General features: G+C 71.0%; 15 protein-coding genes. 14 read left to right on the top strand and 1 reads right to left on the bottom strand.

All coding sequences use genetic code 11. The features are described from left to right. Window positions 1–539: 539 nt before the first annotated feature. Entirely contained in the window at window positions 540–1,313 is a 774-nt protein-coding gene (locus ACFZDL_RS00970; protein ID WP_353590656.1) for a hypothetical protein, read from the top strand. A 405-nt stretch (window positions 1,314–1,718) separates the two neighbouring features. Here the strand turns inward: ACFZDL_RS00970 and ACFZDL_RS00965 are convergent, their stop codons facing one another. After that, window positions 1,719–3,671, bottom strand: coding sequence for a cellulase family glycosylhydrolase (locus tag ACFZDL_RS00965; protein WP_353590655.1), 1,953 nt, complete (start codon window positions 3,669–3,671; stop codon window positions 1,719–1,721). 357 nt (window positions 3,672–4,028) lie between these two features. Between ACFZDL_RS00965 and ACFZDL_RS00960 the strand changes: the two genes are divergently transcribed. From ACFZDL_RS00960 to ACFZDL_RS00900, 13 genes are all read left to right on the top strand, one after another. Beyond that, window positions 4,029–5,714: an ABC transporter substrate-binding protein gene (locus ACFZDL_RS00960; protein WP_353590654.1), complete on the top strand. Its 1,686-nt coding sequence runs from the start codon at window positions 4,029–4,031 to the stop codon at window positions 5,712–5,714. 12 nt (window positions 5,715–5,726) lie between these two features. After that, window positions 5,727–6,710 carry an ABC transporter permease gene (locus ACFZDL_RS00955; protein ID WP_353590653.1) on the top strand — a complete coding sequence of 328 codons (984 nt, stop codon included), beginning with the start codon at window positions 5,727–5,729 and terminating at the stop codon, window positions 6,708–6,710. Then, entirely contained in the window at window positions 6,707–7,621 is a 915-nt protein-coding gene (locus ACFZDL_RS00950) for an ABC transporter permease (protein ID WP_353590652.1), read from the top strand. The genes ACFZDL_RS00955 and ACFZDL_RS00950 overlap by 4 nt, the downstream gene beginning before the upstream one ends. After that, window positions 7,618–8,700: an ABC transporter ATP-binding protein gene (locus ACFZDL_RS00945; RefSeq protein WP_353590651.1), complete on the top strand. Its 1,083-nt coding sequence runs from the start codon at window positions 7,618–7,620 to the stop codon at window positions 8,698–8,700. Before ACFZDL_RS00950 ends, ACFZDL_RS00945 begins: the two co-directional genes overlap by 4 nt. Then, complete coding sequence (locus ACFZDL_RS00940; RefSeq protein WP_353590650.1) at window positions 8,697–9,674, top strand: ABC transporter ATP-binding protein; 978 nt, start codon at window positions 8,697–8,699, stop codon at window positions 9,672–9,674. Before ACFZDL_RS00945 ends, ACFZDL_RS00940 begins: the two co-directional genes overlap by 4 nt. 68 nt (window positions 9,675–9,742) lie before the next feature. After that, on the top strand, window positions 9,743–10,510 hold the full coding sequence (locus ACFZDL_RS00935) for a GntR family transcriptional regulator (RefSeq protein ID WP_353590802.1): 768 nt from the start codon (window positions 9,743–9,745) through the stop codon (window positions 10,508–10,510). A 228-nt stretch (window positions 10,511–10,738) separates the two neighbouring features. Next, window positions 10,739–11,728 (top strand): sugar ABC transporter substrate-binding protein, encoded by a 990-nt coding sequence (locus ACFZDL_RS00930; RefSeq protein ID WP_353590649.1) that lies wholly within the window; start codon window positions 10,739–10,741, stop codon window positions 11,726–11,728. Next, window positions 11,725–12,768 (top strand): ABC transporter permease, encoded by a 1,044-nt coding sequence (locus ACFZDL_RS00925; protein WP_353590648.1) that lies wholly within the window; start codon window positions 11,725–11,727, stop codon window positions 12,766–12,768. Before ACFZDL_RS00930 ends, ACFZDL_RS00925 begins: the two co-directional genes overlap by 4 nt. Further along, the gene (locus ACFZDL_RS00920) at window positions 12,765–13,601 is read left to right on the top strand and encodes an ATP-binding cassette domain-containing protein (protein WP_353590647.1); all 837 of its coding nucleotides are present in this window, start codon (window positions 12,765–12,767) and stop codon (window positions 13,599–13,601) included. The genes ACFZDL_RS00925 and ACFZDL_RS00920 overlap by 4 nt, the downstream gene beginning before the upstream one ends. Window positions 13,602–13,887: 286 nt before the next feature. Then, window positions 13,888–15,036: an ROK family glucokinase gene (locus tag ACFZDL_RS00915; RefSeq protein WP_353590646.1), complete on the top strand. Its 1,149-nt coding sequence runs from the start codon at window positions 13,888–13,890 to the stop codon at window positions 15,034–15,036. Further along, window positions 15,033–15,677, top strand: coding sequence for a hypothetical protein (locus tag ACFZDL_RS00910; RefSeq protein WP_353590645.1), 645 nt, complete (start codon window positions 15,033–15,035; stop codon window positions 15,675–15,677). Before ACFZDL_RS00915 ends, ACFZDL_RS00910 begins: the two co-directional genes overlap by 4 nt. Window positions 15,678–15,823: 146 nt before the next feature. Next, window positions 15,824–17,176 (top strand): 4-carboxymuconolactone decarboxylase, encoded by a 1,353-nt coding sequence (gene pcaC, locus ACFZDL_RS00905; RefSeq protein WP_353590644.1) that lies wholly within the window; start codon window positions 15,824–15,826, stop codon window positions 17,174–17,176. Between the two features lie 75 nt (window positions 17,177–17,251). Beyond that, window positions 17,252–17,893, top strand: coding sequence for an MBL fold metallo-hydrolase (locus ACFZDL_RS00900; RefSeq protein WP_353590643.1), 642 nt, complete (start codon window positions 17,252–17,254; stop codon window positions 17,891–17,893). Window positions 17,894–17,901 lie beyond the last annotated feature (8 nt).

The following is a 17,901-nucleotide window of genomic DNA, read 5'->3' as shown; positions in this document are numbered from 1 at the left end:
GGTCGAGCCTTACGCCCACCAGGTGCACGGTCGAAGCGCATCGACAATGACATTCGCAGGTGAAGGAAATGTGTCTTCCTGCGCAGAGTCTTGCTGTTCAGAAACCCCCTCATTACTGTCCACGCAGACGCAAGCGCTTCGACACTTCGCTCCTGCGTCTGGCAAGCCCGGTGCTTGAAAGCAAGGAGACCGAGCACCGTTCCCGCAGTTCTTGAGCGCGCCACCTCGACGACACGAGCCACCCACCACCGCGAGCAGCACCGCATGCGAACGGAGTGAAGGTGTCAACACGTCAGCTGATCGGCCACCTCGGCCGCCTCGCTTTCGGCGGGGACTCCAACTGCGAGCAGTGGAAGGAACCACTCCGCCCAGGGCCGGCCATCGAGCCGATCAGTCGGCCACCTGCGCAAACACCTCGGACGGGGCTGAGCCGCGCCGTCACGAGCCCGGACTCGCCGGCGAGCGACACCTCGCGGCGCCGGAGTCCGCCACCAGACCGGGGGGTCTGGAACAACCCGTCGCCGTCCTTGGAGGGACACATGAGATGGCAATCCCTTAAATCCATCAGCGGCAAGCCGGCCGGGTTCGGTCGGCTGGCCCTGATCGTCGCCGTGATCGCCGGGTTCCTGAGCTTCGCGTCTCCGGCGCAGGCCCAGGCCCAGGCATCCTCCACCTGTGACCGGTGGGGCCAGTACACCCAGGGCACCTGGACGATCTACAACAACATCTGGGGCGAAAACGCCGGCACGCAGTGCCAGACCGTCAACAGCATCAAATCCTGGTACGTCGACGCCAACCACTCCGGCGGCGGGATCAAGTCCTACCCGAACACCTCGGTCCGGCCCCAGACGCCGCTGTCGCAGTTGAATTCGGCGGGCTTCTGGTACAACACGTCGTCGGCTCCCGTCGCCGGCAGTGACCACTGGAACTGGACGAGCGACATCTGGTCGGCCGGCAACCAGGACGAGATCATGGTCTTCACCAGCTGGTCCGGGGGGACGGCAGGCGGCTGGGGAAGGCAGATCGCGTCCAACGTGACCATCGGCGGCGTCCGGTACGCGTCGGTCTGGCAGGCCGATCCCGGCTGGAACGTCCTGCAGCTCATCCCCGCCCAGCAGAGCGACACCGGCACCATCGACGCCTCGGCGGTCTGGCGATGGGCCGCGTCGCAGAACCTCCTGCGCAACACCACCTTCGACACGATGCAGTTCGGCCTCGAGATCACCTCGACCAGCGGTGTGCAGAAGCGGTACTCGCTGAACGCCTACAGCGCCTGGTGGAACAACACCTCCGGCGGCGGATCAAGCATCTAGCCGCACTGCGCGCGACACGACGGTGCACTCCGTCCGCGCATAGAGGCGAACGCCGGAGCGATTCCCCAACGCATACCTTTCCGCCGGGCCTCGAACGACAAATTCCGGCGGAAAGGTTTGCGGAATCTGCGAATTGAGGCGGGGTGGAGGCGGCCTCGGGCCCGGCGGGTGGTGACGCGGCGTGTGCGTAGGCGTTGGTTGGTGGGGTTGCGGAAGCCGTGGGCGGCTCGCGCGACGAGCTTGAGCACCCAAAGATCGCAGGGCGGCGGGGCGTCGGGCGTGACCGGCCGTCAGGCCGAGTTCGCCCGAGCGCCCGGGTCGACCGGCGCGCCGTAGGCGCCACGTCCGGGTCGGCAGATCGTCCGATACTCACCGCAAAATCAGGGCCAGGCCGCCCTGCCGGTTTCAGCTCTCCAGCCGCAGCACCCGCACCCCGTACGGCTCCAGGACCACCGTCTCCGCCGGAGAGCCGTCCAAGGTGGTGAGCCTGCCGTCCGCGACCGCCGGCTTGACCGACAGCTCCTCGTTCGCCTGGCTGACCAGCCAGACGAAGACCCGGCCGTCCTCGTGGACCAGGCGGTCCACGGCGACCCGGGGGTCGGAGGTGGTGACCGGGCGGCGGACGCCGGCGTGGGCGGCGAGGGCGTCGTACAGCGTGCTGGTCGCCTCGGGGTTGACGCGCGGGGTGACGGCCGCCATGTGCTCGATCGGATAGGTGCAGAAGACCACGCACCCCTCGCCGGTCTCGCGCAGCAGCAGCGCGGGGCGGCCGCGGCCGTCGACCGCGAGGACCTGCGCGCCGTCGGGTTCGACGGGGAGGAAGACGCGGCTGCTGACGGTGCCCGCGGCGCGGAAGGTGAGCCGGGCGCCCTCGGGGAGGGTGCCGAAGGCGCGGGTGAGGGTGAAGGTCACCTCGTCGTCCTCGATCGGGTCGACCAGGCCGTACTCCAGCTGGTGGCTGACGCCGAAGAGCTCGTTCAGATGGGCGTACCAGGGGCCGCGCTGCTCGTCGTGGGCGCCGGGGGAGTACGAGACGTAGACCGTGGCGCCCTCCCGGGCCCGGCGCTCCAGCTCGTACCAGGTGGGGGAGAGGAGCTGTTTGGTGGAGGGGACCAGCCACAGGCGTACGTCGGTGGGCAGCGTGCCGTCGCTCTCGCGCACCACCGCCGCCGGGGCGTCGGCGAGCCGGGCGGCCACCCAGGCCTGGCGGCCGGTCTGCTGGACGTAGGCGCGGTCCTCGGCGCGGGTGAAGGGGTGGAGGGTGTCGAGGTAGGAGGAGACCAGCAGGGCCGTGCCGGTGTCGGCGCGGTGGCAGCGGGGGAAGTCCACCGCGCTCAGCACCTCGGAGAAGGCGCGCAGTTCGCGCAGTTGCGGCTTGGGGGCGCCGGTGGTGTCGGTGAGGCCGAAGTGCATCTCGAAGGCGTGATGGCGGTAGGGGGGCTGCTCGCTCAGGTTGTCGTAGTCGGTGTTGTTCCAGGCGACCCAGCCGGTCGCCCCGGCCAGCAGGCTGTTGTGCAGGGTCTGCCGGTAGTAGCGCGCGGCGCCGGGGCCCGAGGCGAAGTCGGAGCTCACACCGAACTCCTCCAGTACGACGGGGCGCTGGAAGGTGCCGGTCAGCTCGCACACCCAGGCGGCGGCGTAGTGCTGCCGGACCGGGTCGTTCTCCATGCGGTAGACGTGCGGGCCGAGGAAGTCGCACAGCTCGGCGGTGTCCTGGAGCCGGAAGCCGTTGTCGTGGCCGGAGTTCTCCAGGCCCCAGGCGCCGTCGCCCAGCGAGACGGGCTGGGTGCCGCCGCCGGCCCGTACGGCGTCGACGAGGATCTGGGCCCAGGCCGCGACCGCCTCGCGCGCGGCGGGCTCCGCGTCGGAGCGTACGCCGGGTTGGCGGCCGTAGATGGGCATCTCGTTGGAGATCAGCCAGCCGGCCACCGCGGGGTGCCCGGCGAAGCGGCGCACCGTCTCGCGGGCGAACCAGGCCTGGCGGGAGACCAGCCACACATCGCTGTACAGGTCGCGGTCGCCGCGCCAGGACGGGTCCCAGTTCTCGCCGGACATATGGCCGACGAGGAAGGTGGGGACGGTGGTCATGCCGAGCGCCTGGTGGCGGTCGAGGAAGTCGGCGAAGCGCGCGCAGAGCTCCTGGTCGAGGCGGTCCGGGGCGGGCATGAAGTCCGGCCAGTAGAAGAACGACCGGGTCATGTTCAGCCCGTGGCCCCGCAGCACGCGCAGCTCGCCGTCGACCACCTCCGGGTCGTACGAGCGCCACATCAGCGGACCGCCGGTGCGTGACCAGTAGTTGGCGCCGAGCCAGACGACGGGGTGGTCGCCGACGGTGAGCCGTGCGGACGTGCGCTGCATCTGCGAACTCTCCCTCAGGCAGGGTCGTCAGGGATGCGGCCCGGTGCGGACGGGCGGTGCCGCGCAGCAAGCAGTGAACGGCTTTACCGGTTTAGTGTCAACACTTCGGACAAGGATCGTACGCGGCGCGGCCCGGCGGTCTTGATCATCCAACTTGGGCTCTGTGGTGCGGCTTTGGGCCGGGACCTGGGGGTTCGACGGGTTCGACTGGTCCGGTTCAGTGACAGTGTCGTGTCAGCACTATTGACACCCTCTTCCGGGCGCCCTTAATTTCGCGGCCCTGGAGGTGCGCGGACCGCCGTCCGGCATTCGCCCCGTGAACCCGCACCGCTTCGACCCGCACAGCGAGGGGAACCCATGATCTCCAGGACAACGGCCGGTCCGCGCCGCGCGCTCGCCGCCGGGGCCGCACTCACGCTCACCGTGACGCTCGCCGCCTGCGGCGGGGGCAAGAACAACAACGGCGGGTCGGGCGGGGTGCTGACCGTTGCCACGGGATCCACGGGCAACTTCATCCGGAACTTCAATCCGTTCGCCCCGCAGCCCCTCCAGGCGACCAACGGAATGATCTACGAGCCGCTGTTCCACCTGAACGCGGCGAAGGCCGGGGAGATCGAGCCGTGGCTGGCGACCAAGTACGCCTGGTCGGACGGCGGCAAGACGCTCCGCGTCACGGTACGTACCAACGCCACCTGGAACGACGGTAAGCCGTTCACGGCCGAGGACGTCGCCTGGACCTTCCAGATGGCGAAGGAGAACAAGGCGCAGAACATGTACGCCCTCCCCATCGCCTCGGCGAGCGCCGAGAGCAAGGACACGGCGCTCATCAAGTTCTCCAAGTCCGCTTACACCAAGGAATACTTCATCCTCGGCAAGATGAAGATGCTGCCCAAGCACATCTGGTCGAAGATCCCGGTCAAGGAGCGGGCGACCACGCTCAACACCAACCCGGTGGGCACCGGCCCGTGGAAGGTGAAATCCGTCAAGGGCATGACCATGGATCTGGTCGCCCGCGACGACTATTACGTCAAGGGGCTGCCGCACTTCAAGATTCTGCGGTATCGGTCCTTCACCGGAAACAGCGCCGTCACCGCCGCGGTCACCTCCGGGCAGATCGACTGGGGCGGCGGTTTCATCCCCGACATCAAGAAGAACTACCTCGCCAAGGACAAGAACTTCGAACTCGTCAACATTCCCCTGGCGACCACGTTCTTCCTGCCCAACGCCAAGCAGGGCCCGACGGCCGACGTCAATGTCCGCAAGGCCATCAGCGCCGCCCTCGACCGCGAGTTCATGAACCGGAGCGTGTACGACGGCCAGGCGCCCGTCGCCAACCCCATGGCGCTGCTGCTCCCCAACTACGAGTCCGTGCTCGACCCGTCCCTGAAGGACGCCGTGCTCGAGACCGGCCAGAGCAAGGTCGACAAGTATCTGACCGCTTCCGGATACACCAAGTCGGGCGGCGCGTGGCAGAAGGACGGCAAGAAGCTGTCCGTGACGGTCGAGCTGGTCTCCGGCTGGACCGACTACGTCAGCGTCGCCCAGCTGGCCAAGCAGCAGCTGAAGAAGGCCGGGATCGAACTCGTCGTCAAGGCCGAGTCCTACGCGCAGTGGTCCAACAACCGCGCCCGGGGCCAGTTCGAAATGCTGCTGGACAACAGCGGCTACACCCCGGACCCGCGCGCCTACTACGCCCAGCTGCTGGACAGCACCATCCCGCCGAAGATCGGTGAATCCACCAACGTCGGCAATTTCGGCCGCTACGCCAACCCGGCCATCGACAAGGCCCTGGACGAGATCGCCTCCACCAAGGACCCGGCGAAGCAGAAGCCCTGGTACTACAAGATCCAGCAGGAATTCATCAAGGACATGCCGGCCATCCCGCTCTTCTACGCCCAGAACGAGCAGGAGTTCAACGGCAACCGCGTCACCGGATATCCCACCGAGGACAACCTCTACGCCGCCGCCTCCATCTGGCTGGACCCCGACGGCGGCTGGGTGGCCGCCCGTATCAAGCCCGTCAACGGCAAATCCGGTAAGTAAGGGCGCGGCAGCGTGCGCTACGTCCTGAGAAAGCTCGGCTTCTACGCCGTCGCCGCCTGGATGGCCGTCACCGTCAACTTCTTTCTGCCCCGGCTCATCCCCGGCGATCCGGTGCAGCTGATGATGGCCCGGATGGCGCAGTCCGGGCCGGTGGAGCAGGGCCAGGAGGAGGCCCTGGCCAGCATGCTCGGCCTGAGCCACGGCAACATCCTGACCCAGTACTGGGACTATCTGGGCTCCGTGGTCCACCTGGACTTCGGACTCTCGGTCACCTATTTCCCCAGCCCCGTCACCGACGTCCTGCGCGACGCCCTGCCCTGGACGCTCGTCCTCGTCGGCGCCGCCACCCTCATCAGCTTCGTCCTCGGCCTGACGCTCGGCACCCTCGCCGGCTGGCGGCGGGGCAGCTGGCTGGACTCCCTCGTCCCCTCCACCACCTTCCTGGCCGCCGTCCCCTACTTCTGGCTCGCGCTGCTGCTCCTGTACCTCTTCAGCCAGGTGTGGGGCGTACTGCCGCTGGGCGGCGGCTACGACGAGACGCTGGACATCGGGCTCAGCGGCGACTTCCTCTCCTCCGCCGTCGAACACGCGGTGCTGCCCGCCGCCACCATCGTGCTCAGCTCGGTCGGCGGCTGGATGCTCGGCATGCGCAACATGATGGTCTCCACCCTTGCCGAGGACTACGTCACCGCCGCCGAGGCCAAGGGGCTGCGCCCGCGCACCGTCATGGTCGGCTACGCCGCCCGCAACGCGGTGCTGCCCTCCATCGCCGGATTCGCCATCTCGCTCGGCTTCATCGTCAGCGGCTCACTCGTCATGGAGATCGTCTTCTCCTACCCCGGCATGGGCTTCACCCTCCTCCAGGCCGTCGAGAACACCGACTACCCCCTGATGCAGGCGGTCTTCCTCGTCATCACCTTCGCCGTCCTGGCCGCCAACTTCCTGGTGGACCTGGTGTACGGCTTCGTCGACCCCCGGACCAGGCAGGCCCGATGACCGCCACCCTCCCCACCGCCGCCACCGCCCCCGGACGCCCCGCCGCCGGCCGCGGCCTGCTGCGCCTGGCGCTGCGCTCCCGCCGGCTGGCCCTGGGCCTCGGCGTCCTCGTGGTCTTCGCGCTCACCGCGCTGATCGGCCCGTGGCTCGCCGACGACCCCGACGCGGTCAGCGTCGACCTGGGCCTGGGCCCCTCCGGGGCGCACTGGCTCGGCACCACCCAGACCGGACAGGACGTCTTCGCCCAGCTCGTGGTCTCCGCCCGCGGCACCCTCGTGATCGGCGCCGCGGCGGCCGTCATCGCCACGGTCGTCTCCGTCGTCGTCGGCATCGGCGGCGGCTTCCTCGGCGGCATCGCGGACGAGACCATCTCGCTGATCAGCAATGTCTTCCTGGTCATCCCCGGGCTGCCGCTGGTCATCGTGGTCGCCGCGTACGTCAAGGGCGACGGGGTCCTCTCCACCATCCTCGTCATCGCCCTGACCAGCTGGGCCGCCTCCGCCCGGGTGCTGCGCGCCCAGACCCTCTCGCTGCGCACCCGCGACTACGTGCTGGCCGCGCGCGTCTACGGGGAGAAGCGGTGGCGGATCGTGCTCGTGGAGATCCTCCCCAACGAGCTGGCGATCATCGTCTCGCAGTTCATCCACGCCGTGATCTTCGCGGTGCTCACCCAGGCCGGCCTGGCCTTCCTCGGCCTCGCCGACCCCTCCTACCTCACCTGGGGCACGATGCTCTACTTCGCCCAGAACGCGGAGGCCCTGAGCGGCGGCGCCTGGTGGTGGTTCGTCCCACCGGGGCTGTGCATCGCCCTCCTCGGCACCGCCCTGTCCCTCGTCAGCTTCGGCCTCGACGAGGTCCTGGACCCGCGGCTGCGCACCGGCCGCCCGCGCAGGCGGAAGGAAGCGCGATGAGCGACACGCCTGTGGACCACAGCGCCGCACCCGACAGCACCGGGAACGACACCGTGCTGCGCGCCGACCACATCGACGTCGCCTACGAGGGGTACGGCGGCGCCCGCCCGACCCGGGCCGTCCGCGACGTCAGCTTCGAGCTGCGCCGCGGCGAACTGCTGGGCATCGCGGGCGAGTCCGGCTGCGGCAAGTCCACCCTCGCGTACGCCGTCGCCCGCTGTCTGCAGCCGCCCGCCCGGCTCACCGGGGGCTCGGTGACCTTCCACAGCCGCGACGGAGGCGAGAGCGATCTGCTGGCGCTGGAGGGCGAGGCGCTGCGCGCGTTCCGCTGGAACAAGCTGTCCATCGTCTTCCAGAGCGCGATGAACGCCCTCAACCCGGTCACCCGCGTCGGCCGCCATTTCGACGACATCTTCCGCGCGCACCGGCCCGGTATGCCGGGACCCGAGCGCCAGGAGCGCGCCCGCGCCCTCCTCGACATGGTAGGCATCGACCCCGCCCGGATACGCGCCTATCCGCACGAGCTGTCCGGCGGTATGCGCCAGCGCGTCGTCATCGCCATGGCGCTCGCCCTGGAACCCGAGGTCGTCATCATGGACGAGCCGACGACCGCCCTCGACGTGGTCGTGCAGCGGGAGATCCTCGACGAGGTGGAGCGGCTGCGCGAGGAGCTGGGCTTCAGCGTCGTCTTCATCACCCACGACCTGTCCCTGCTGCTGGAGATCAGCGACCGGCTCGCGGTGATGTACGCGGGCGGCATCGTCGAGTACGGGCCGTGTGACCGCATCGCGGCGGGCGCGGGCCACCCGTACACCCAGGGGCTGCTGCGCTCCTTCCCCGAGCTGACCGGCGAGCGGCGCGCGCTGCGCGGCATCCCCGGCTCGCCGCCCGATCTCCGCGAGGAGCTGGCCGGGTGCCCGTTCGCGGACCGCTGTGAGCGGGCGTTCGCGCCGTGCCGCACGGTAGCCCCGCGCCCGGTGCCGCTGCCCGGCGGGGGCTGGGCCGCCTGCCATCTGCACGACCCGGCCCATGCCGCCGCCGCGGCGGCGGGGCCACTGCGCGAAGGGAGCCGGCCGTGACCGCACTGGAGGTGACCGGGCTCACCGTCGACTTCCCCCAGCCCGGCGGGCGGCCCTTCCGGGCGGTCGACGGGGTCTCCTTCGCCCTGCGGGCCGGGCGCACCCTGGCGCTGGTGGGGGAGAGCGGCAGCGGCAAGTCGACCGTCGTACGCGCCCTGTCCCGGCTGGTCGCGCCCACCGCCGGGACGGTGCGGCTCGACGGGGCGCACCGCACCCGTGGCGCCGACTACCGGCGCGCCGTCCAAATGGTCTTCCAGGACCCGTTCGCCTCCCTCAACCCGGCCCACACCATCGGCCACCATCTGCACCGGCCGCTGCTGGTCAACGGGAAGGCGCGGCGCGGGGCCGACGTACGCCAGAAGGCCGAGGAGCTGCTGCGGTCGGTCAATCTGACGCCCCCGGCCGATGTGGCCCGCAAGCGCCCGCACGAGCTCTCCGGCGGTCAGCGGCAGCGGGTGGCCATCGCCCGGGCGCTGGCGCCGGGCCCCCAGGTGCTGCTGGCCGACGAGCCGGTGTCGATGCTGGACGTCTCGATCCGGCTGGAGATCCTGGGGCTGCTCGACCGGCTCAAGGACGAGCGGGGCCTGGCCCTGCTGTATGTGACGCACGACCTGGCCACCGCGCGCCACTTCTCCTCCGAGGTGATGGTGATGTACCGGGGCGAGATCGTCGAGCGCGGCCCCAGCGACGAGGTCATCCTCGCCCCCCAGCACCCCTACACCCAGCTGCTGGCCTCGGCCGCGACCGGTTCCGGGGCCTCACGGGAGGAGGCGCGCGCGGCGCGGGCCGCCCGGCTCACGGCGCGGGCGCGGCAGGACGACGTTGCCGCGCGGCGGGAGATCGTGGTGGGCGACGGCTGCCGGTTCCGGCCCCGCTGCCCGCTGGCCATGGACGCCTGTACGCGCCGGCCGCCGGAGGCCGAGGTGGGGCCCGGGCACCGCGCCCTGTGCTGGCTGCGGACAAGTTCTGCGTAGTTTGTCCGGACAACAGAACTTCACGACTTCCCGTCATGTGCTCGTCCGGCTACGCTCGCCCCGTGGCAATGCAGGAAGAAGGTTCCTCTGGCTCAGCGGAGGCGCTGCAGTTCAGCGTGGACCGCAGCAGCCCCGTCCCGCTGTACTTCCAGCTGTCCCAGCAGCTCGAAGCGGCGATCGAGCAGGGGCGGCTGGCCCCCGGCAGCCTGCTCGGCAATGAGATAGAGCTGGCCGGGCGGATGGGCCTGTCCCGTCCCACCGTCCGCCAGGCCATCCAGTCGCTGGTCGACAAGGGGCTGCTGGTGCGCCGCCGCGGTGTGGGCACCCAGGTGGTGCACAGCCAGGTCAAGCGCCCGCTCGAGCTGAGCAGCCTCTACGACGACCTGGAGACCGCGGGCCAGCGCCCCGCCACCCGCGTGCTGCGCAACACGACCGAACCCGCGACCGCCGAGGTCGCCGCCGCCCTCGGCGTCGCCGAGGGCACCGAGGTCGTGCTGCTCGAACGGCTGCGCCTGGCCCACGGCGAGCCCATGGCCCATCTGTGCAACCACCTCCCGGCGGGCCTGCTGAAGCTGGACAGCGCCGAGCTGGAGGAGACCGGGCTCTACCGGCTGATGCGCGCCGCCGGGATCACCCTGCACAGCGCCCGCCAGACGGTCGGCGCCCGCGCCGCCACCGCCGAGGAGGGCGAGCGGCTCGGCGAGCCGGAGGGCGCGCCGCTGCTGACCATGGCGCGGACGGCCTTCGACGACACCGGCCGGGTCGTCGAATACGGCTCGCACACCTACCGGGCCTCGCGCTACTCCTTCGAGTTCCAGCTGCTCGTACGCCCCTGAGGACCGCCCCCTCTTCCCGCGTGAGAGGCCGCCCGAAGAGAAACCGCCCCCGAAGCCCCTGAAGCCCCCGGAACCCCTGGCGTACACCCCCTGGACCCCGGCCGTGCACCGTGGCGGATACTTGGGCGGCGCCCGGGCCGATCACCCATGCCCGGACGCCACCGAAACGGGACGTCTTCGAGAAGGGGCTGGGTCTTCGTGGCCAGGGTTGGGACAGGGGCACGTGCGTTGACCGCTGCCGTGCTCGCGGCGGTGCTGGGGTTCGCCTCGGCGGGATGCAGCAGTACGGGCGGCAAGCGCGCCGAGGAGCGGGCCGAGAGGGCGGCGAACGCTTCGGGGCGGGCGGCGGTGAACACCCCGAGGATGACCTTCGCCATGGTCACCCACTCCGGCGACGGCGATACCTTCTGGGACATCGTCCAGAGCGGGGCCGAGCAGGCCGCCGTCAAGGACAATGTGAAGTTCCTCTACGCCCACCACGAGGAGGGCAAGGACCAGGCGCAGCTCGTCCAGTCCTACATCGACCAGAAGGTCGACGGGCTGATCGTCACGCTCGCCAAGCCCGACGCCATGAAGGCCGTGGTCAAGAAGGCCGAGAAGGCGGGCATACCGGTCATCACCGTCAACTCCGGGTCGGCGGAGTCCAAGTCCTTCGGCGCGCTCAGCCACATCGGCCAGGACGAGACCATCGCGGGCGAGGCGGTCGGCGAGGAGCTGAACAAGCGGGGCCGCAAGAAGGCCCTGTGCGTCCTCCACGAGCAGGGCAACGTCGGCCATGAGCAGCGCTGCGACGGCGCCGAGAAGACCTTCGACGGCAAGCTGGAGCGGGTCTACGTCGAGGGCACCAACATGCCCGACGTCGAGTCCACCATCGAGGCGAAGCTCCAGTCCGACAAGGACATCGACACCGTCGTGACGCTGGGCGCGCCCTTCGCGGCCACCGCCGCCAAGGCGGCACAGCAGGCGGGCAGCAAGGTGGAGATCGACACCTTCGACCTCAACGCCAAGGTCGCCGAGTCGCTCCAGGACGGCACCCTCGGCTTCGCCGTCGACCAGCAGCCGTATCTGCAGGGCTACGAGGCCGTGGACCTGCTGTGGCTCTACCACTACAACGCCGATGTCCTCGGCGGCGGCCGGCCGGTCCTCACCGGCCCCCAGATCATCACCAAGGAAGACGCCGCCGACCTGGCCGAGTACACCAAGCGGAGGACCCGATGAGCGCGGACGCGCCGCCCGCGACCAAGGACGAGCGGATCATCCGCCGCTCGCTGCCGCGGCGCCTGGCCGGCCGCCCGGAGCTCGGCGCGATCGTCGGCGCGGTCGCCGTCTTCGTCTTCTTCTCGGCCGTCGCCGACAGCTTTCTGCAGTGGTCGAGCTTCAGCACGGTGCTGTACGCCTCCTCCACCATCGGGATCATGGCGACGCCGGTCGCGCTGCTGATGATCGGCGGCGAGTTCGACCTGTCGACCGGGGTGATGGTCACCTCCTCCGCGCTGATCTCGTCGATGTTCTCGTACCAGATGACGGCCAACGTCTGGGTCGGCGTCGGGGTGTCCCTGCTGGCCACCCTCGCCCTCGGGTTCGTCAACGGCTTTCTGCTGGTGCGCACCGGGCTGCCGAGCTTCATCATCACCCTCGGCACCTTCCTGATCCTCCAGGGCTGCAACCTCGGCTTCACCAAGCTGATCAGCGAGACGGTCTCCACCAAGACCATCGCCGACATGGAGGGCTTCCCCGAGGCACAGAAGGTCTTCGCCTCACACCTGACGATCGGGGACGTCGATCTGCAGGTCACCGTCCTGTGGTGGCTCGGCCTGGTCGCGCTCGCCACCTGGGTCCTGCTGCGCACCCGCGCCGGTAACTGGATCTTCGCGGTGGGCGGCGCCAAGGAGGCGGCCCGCGCGGTCGGCGTGCCGGTGAACCGCACCAAGATCGGGCTCTATATGGCGGTCGCCTTCGGCGCCTGGATCTCCGGGCAGCACCTGCTGTTCAACTACGACGTGATCCAGTCCGGCGAGGGCGTCGGCAACGAGTTCCTGTACATCATCGCGGCCGTCATCGGCGGCTGTCTGCTGACCGGCGGCTACGGCTCGGCGATCGGCGCCGCCGTCGGCGCGTTCATCTTCGGCATGGCGAACAAGGGCATCGTGTACGCGCAGTGGAGCGCGGACTGGTTCAAGTTCTTCCTCGGTGCGATGCTGCTGCTCGCCACGATGCTCAACTGGTGGGTCCGCAAGCGGGCGGAGGCCGGAAAGTGACCACGACAGACACCGCCACCGGCACCTCCACCCGGACGCCGCTGATCGAGCTGCGCGAGGTCAGCAAGAGCTACGGCAACGTCAAGGCGCTGCGGGGCGTCTCCCTCGAAGTGCACGCCGGGGAGATCACCTGTGTCCTCGGCGACAACGGCGCGGGCAAGTCCACCCTCATCAAGATCGTGGCCGGGCTGCACCAGCACGACGGCGGCAGCCTGGCCATCGAGGGCGAGGAGACCCGGCTCGGCTCGCCGCGCGAGGCCCTGGACCGCGGCATCGCCACGGTCTACCAGGACCTCGCGGTGGTGCCGCTGATGCCGGTGTGGCGCAACTTCTTCCTCGGCTCCGAGCCCCGGAAGGGCCGCGGCCCCTTCAAACGGCTCGACGTGGAGGAGATGCGCTCCACCACCCGGGCCGCGCTGCTGCGCATGGGCATCGACCTGCGCGACGTCGACCAGCCCATCGGCACCCTCTCCGGCGGCGAGCGGCAGTGTGTGGCCATCGCCCGCGCCGTCCACTTCGGCGCCAAGGTCCTGATCCTGGACGAGCCGACGGCGGCGCTCGGCGTCAAGCAGTCCGGGGTGGTGCTCAAATACGTCGCGGCCGCCCGTGACGCGGGTCTCGGTGTGGTTCTGATCACCCACAACCCGCACCACGCCCATCTCGTCGGCGACCGCTTCGTCCTCCTCAAGCGCGGCACGATGGCCGGCAGCCACCTCAAGTCGGAGATCGCGCTCGACGAGCTCACCCGCCAGATGGCGGGCGGCAGCGAGCTGGAACAGCTCAGCCACGAGCTCGCCCGCCCGACCGAGAAGGAGGACGCGGGAGAGGCCTGAAAGAACTCGGGAGCACGCCGGGCGCGCCGCATGGCGCGATCCCCCGCCCCGGGCGGGACTCGCCATGCGGCGCCCGGTGCCGGTGAGGCACAATCGCACGGCGGGCCCCACCCGCCACGACCGCGTACGCCGAGGCCCCGGCCTCCCGAGACCCCCGCAGGGACGACGAACTCTTGCGAGCACGCACCCGCAGCGACCGCACCCCCCACGCCTGCGCCGCCGCCCTCGCCCGGGCGGTCCTCGGCCCTGGCCCTGGTGTAACCGGCCCCGGTGAAGGGGCGAGCCGATGAGCCTCTACCGCGAAAGGGTGCACCGGGGGTCGGCCCGGGCGACCGTGCTGCGCACCGTCGGCACCCGCGAGCGCCGCTCGCACCTGACCGCGCCCCGGGTCCCCACCGTCGGCATCGACATCGGCGGGACCAAGGTGATGGCCGGGGTCGTCGACGCCGACGGCAACATCCTGGAGAAGCTGCGCACCGAGACGCCCGACAAGTCCAAGAGCCCCAAAGTCGTCGAGGACACCATCACCGAGCTGGTGCTCGACCTCTCCGACCGGCACGATGTGCACGCCGTCGGCATCGGCGCCGCGGGCTGGGTCGACGCCGACCGCAACCGCGTGCTGTTCGCCCCCCACCTGTCCTGGCGCAACGAGCCGCTGCGCGACCGCCTCGCCGAGCGGCTCGCGGTCCCGGTGATGGTCGACAACGACGCCAACGCCGCGGCCTGGGCCGAGTGGCGCTTCGGCGCGGGGCGCGGCGAGGACCACCTCGTCATGATCACCCTCGGCACCGGTATCGGCGGTGCCATCCTGGAGGACGGCCAGGTCAAACGCGGCAAGTACGGGGTGGCGGGCGAGTTCGGCCATATGCAGGTGGTGCCCGGCGGCCACCGCTGCCCCTGCGGCAACCGCGGCTGCTGGGAGCAGTACAGCTCCGGCAACGCGCTGGTCAGGGAGGCGCGTGAGCTGGCCGCTGCCGAGTCCCCGGTCGCGTACGGGATCATCGACCGGGTCGGCGGCAACATCACCGAGATCACCGGGCCGCTGATCACCGAGCTGGCCCGCGAGGGCGACGCCATGTGCGTCGAGCTGCTGCAGGACATCGGCCAGTGGCTCGGCGTCGGCATCGCCAACCTGGCCGCGGCCCTCGACCCCTCCTGCTTCGTCATCGGCGGCGGCGTCAGCGCGGCCGACGACCTGCTGATCGGCCCGGCCCGGGACGCGTTCCGGCGCACCCTGACCGGCCGCGGCTACCGGCCGGAGGCCCGTATCGTCAAGGCCCAGCTGGGCCCCGAGGCCGGCATGGTCGGCGCCGCCGACCTGGCCCGGCTGGTCGCCCGCCGGTTCCGCCGTGCCAACCGGCGCCGCGTGGAGCGCTACGAGCGCGCTGGGGCCACCCCGTGGCTGGCGTCGCGCGGTCAGGCGGGCCGGCAGTGACCGCGGCCGAACAGCGCCCCGCCGCGCCCACCGCCCCCGCAGGCGGCGCCTCCGCCGCCTCCGCCAACGGCGCCGCGCCGCCGGGCCGGGGGGCCGGCGGGGACGCCGGGGACCGGCCCGGCGAGGGCGGGCGCCGCTCGCGCCGCTGGCTCAAGGCGTTGGTGATCTTCCTGCTGATCACGATCCCGGCGGGCTACATGGTCATCTCCGCCCTCCAGAGCCGCAACAGCGGCGAGGACAAGCAGGAGAACGCCGCGGCGACCGGCCTCACCGAGGGCTGGCCGAGCAAGGTCCAGCGGCGCATCTACGACGTGTGGATCCCGGGCTACTCCGACGACGTCGCGTTCTACGAGTCCAACTCCTGGGAGACCAGCTCGCTGTACGTGCAGTTCGTCACCTCGGTCCAGGGCCTGGACCGGTTCCTGGTCCGGCTCGGCACCGACCGCGCCGAGCTGAAGGCCGGCCGGATCACCATCGGCGCCGACGACGCGAAGAAGGTCGGCTGGCGGGTCGGCGGCGACGAGGACTGGGCCGGGACGGTGGTCAAGCAGAAGGAACCCCAGCCGAAGCTGGACATCACCGTCGATTTCGACAACCGGCGCCACCCCAAGGTGTACGTCGTCTCCACCGTGACGCCCTAGCCACCTGGGCCAACGCCCGGGCCGGCCGGCCGCGGCGGCCGTTCCGCCGGCTGTCCGGGGTCCCGCCGGGGCCCGTCCCGGGCCCGCCCGGAGGACCGGTCCGCCGGGGCCTGATCTCCGTCGGGACCGTCGGATACCGTGACCCGGTGAGCGAGACGCAGACTCTTCAATACCGGTTCGACGGCCCCGAGGACGGGCCCGTCCTCGTCTTCGGCCCGTCGCTGGGCACCACCTGGCACATGTGGGACCGCCAGATACCCGAGCTGTCCCGCCACTGGCGCGTGCTGCGGTTCGACCTGCCCGGCCACGGCGGCGCCGCCGCCCACCCCGCCGCCTCGGTCCCCGACCTCGCCGAGCGCCTGCTGGCCACGCTCGACATGCTGGGCATCGACCGCTTCGGCTACGCGGGTTGCTCGATCGGCGGGGCCATCGGCGCGGAGCTCGCGCTGCGACATCCGCTCAGAGTGGGCTCCCTCGCGCTCGTCTCCGCCTCACCGCGCTTCGGCACCGCCGATGCCTACCGCCAGCGCGGCGTGGTGGTCCGCACCAACGGCCTCGACCCGATCGCCCGCGCCACCCCCGACCGCTGGTTCACCCCCGTCTTCGCCGCCGGTCAGCCCGCCATCGTCGACTGGTCCGTCCAGATGGTCCGCACCACCGACCCCGGCTGCTACATCGCCGCCTGCGAGGCCCTGGCCGCCTTCGACATCCGCGCCGAGCTCGGCCGCATCGGCGCGCCGACCCTGGTCGTGGTGGGCGCCGACGACGAGGTGACCCCGCCGGCCGACGCCCGGGTGCTGGTCGCCGGGATTCCCGACGCCCGGCTCGCGCTGGTCCCCGGCGCCTCCCATCTGGCGCCCGTCGAACAGCCCACCGCCGTCACCGACCTCCTGGTGCGCCACTTCTCCACCTCCTGGCAGTCCGCGGACCAGCCGACCGGCCTCACCGCGATCCCCACCCCCGCGTCCCGAGCGGTGCTCGCCACCGCGCCGCCCACCGGCGCCCCCATGAACGGCGCCCCCATGAACGGCGCGCCCGCGGGCGGCGTTCAGCTCAGCGGCGCCCCGGTCGCCGAGATCGGCTACGTCGAGCCCGGCTCCGCCCTCATCGACACCCGTTCGGACGCGTACGACAAGGGGATCAGGGTGCGCCGGGAAGTGCTCGGCGACGCCCATGTGGACCGCGCCCAGTCCAACGCCGACGAGTTCACCGACGACTTCCAGGACTTCATCACCCGCTACGCCTGGGGCGAGGTGTGGACCCGGCCCGGCCTCGACCGGCGCATCCGCAGCGTGGTCACCCTCACCGCGCTCGCCGCCCGCGGCCACCTCGACGAGCTCGCCTTCCACACCCGCGCCGCCCTGCGCAACGGGCTGACCCCCGCCGAGATCAAGGAAGTGCTGCTGCACACCGCCGTCTACTGCGGGGTGCCCACCGCGAACTCGGCCTTCGCCGTGGCCCAGCGCGTCATCCGCGAGGAGACGACGCCCGAGGGGTGACTCCCCTGGAGGTGGCCCCCTGGAGGTGGCCCCCTGGGAGCGCCCGGCGCGCCCGCCGGGAGCACAATGATCCCCATGAAGCTCACCAAGAAGGGCCACGCCTGCGTGGCGCTGGAGAAGGACGGCCAGACGCTCGTCATCGACCCCGGCGCGTTCAGCGAGGAGGACGCCGCGGTGGGCGCGGACGCCATCCTGGTCACCCACGAGCACATCGACCACTTCGACGAGCGGCGGCTGCGCGCGGCGCTCGACGCCAACCCCGCCGCGCGGATCTGGACGCTCGCCGCCGTCGCCGGGCAGATCGAGGACGCCTTCCCGGGACGGGTGCACACCGTCGGAGAGGGCGACACCTTCACCGCCGCGGGATTCGACATCGAGGTCCACGGACAGCTGCACGCCGTCATCCACCCGGACATCCCCCGGATCACCAACGTGGGATATGTGGTGGACGGCTCCGTCTTCCACCCCGGCGACGCGCTCACGGTGCCCGGGCGGCCGGTCGAGACCCTGCTGCTGCCGGTCCACGCGCCGTGGAACAAGCTCGCCGAGATCGTCGACTACGTCCGCGAGGTCGCGCCGGGCCGCGCGATCGACGTCCACGACGCCCTGCTGTCCGATGTCGCGCCCATGGTCTACGGCCGCATGCTCGGCCCCGAGGGCCCCGGGATCGGCGCCGAGCACCTGCGCCTGGCGCCGGGGGAGAGCGTGCCGGCCTGAGGGAATCC

The organism is Streptomyces sp. NPDC007917 (assembly GCF_042959105.1).
GTDB lineage: Bacteria > Actinomycetota > Actinomycetes > Streptomycetales > Streptomycetaceae > Streptomyces.
Note: the sequence above shows the minus strand (reverse complement) of the source record. Positions and strands in the feature narration are given on the sequence as shown.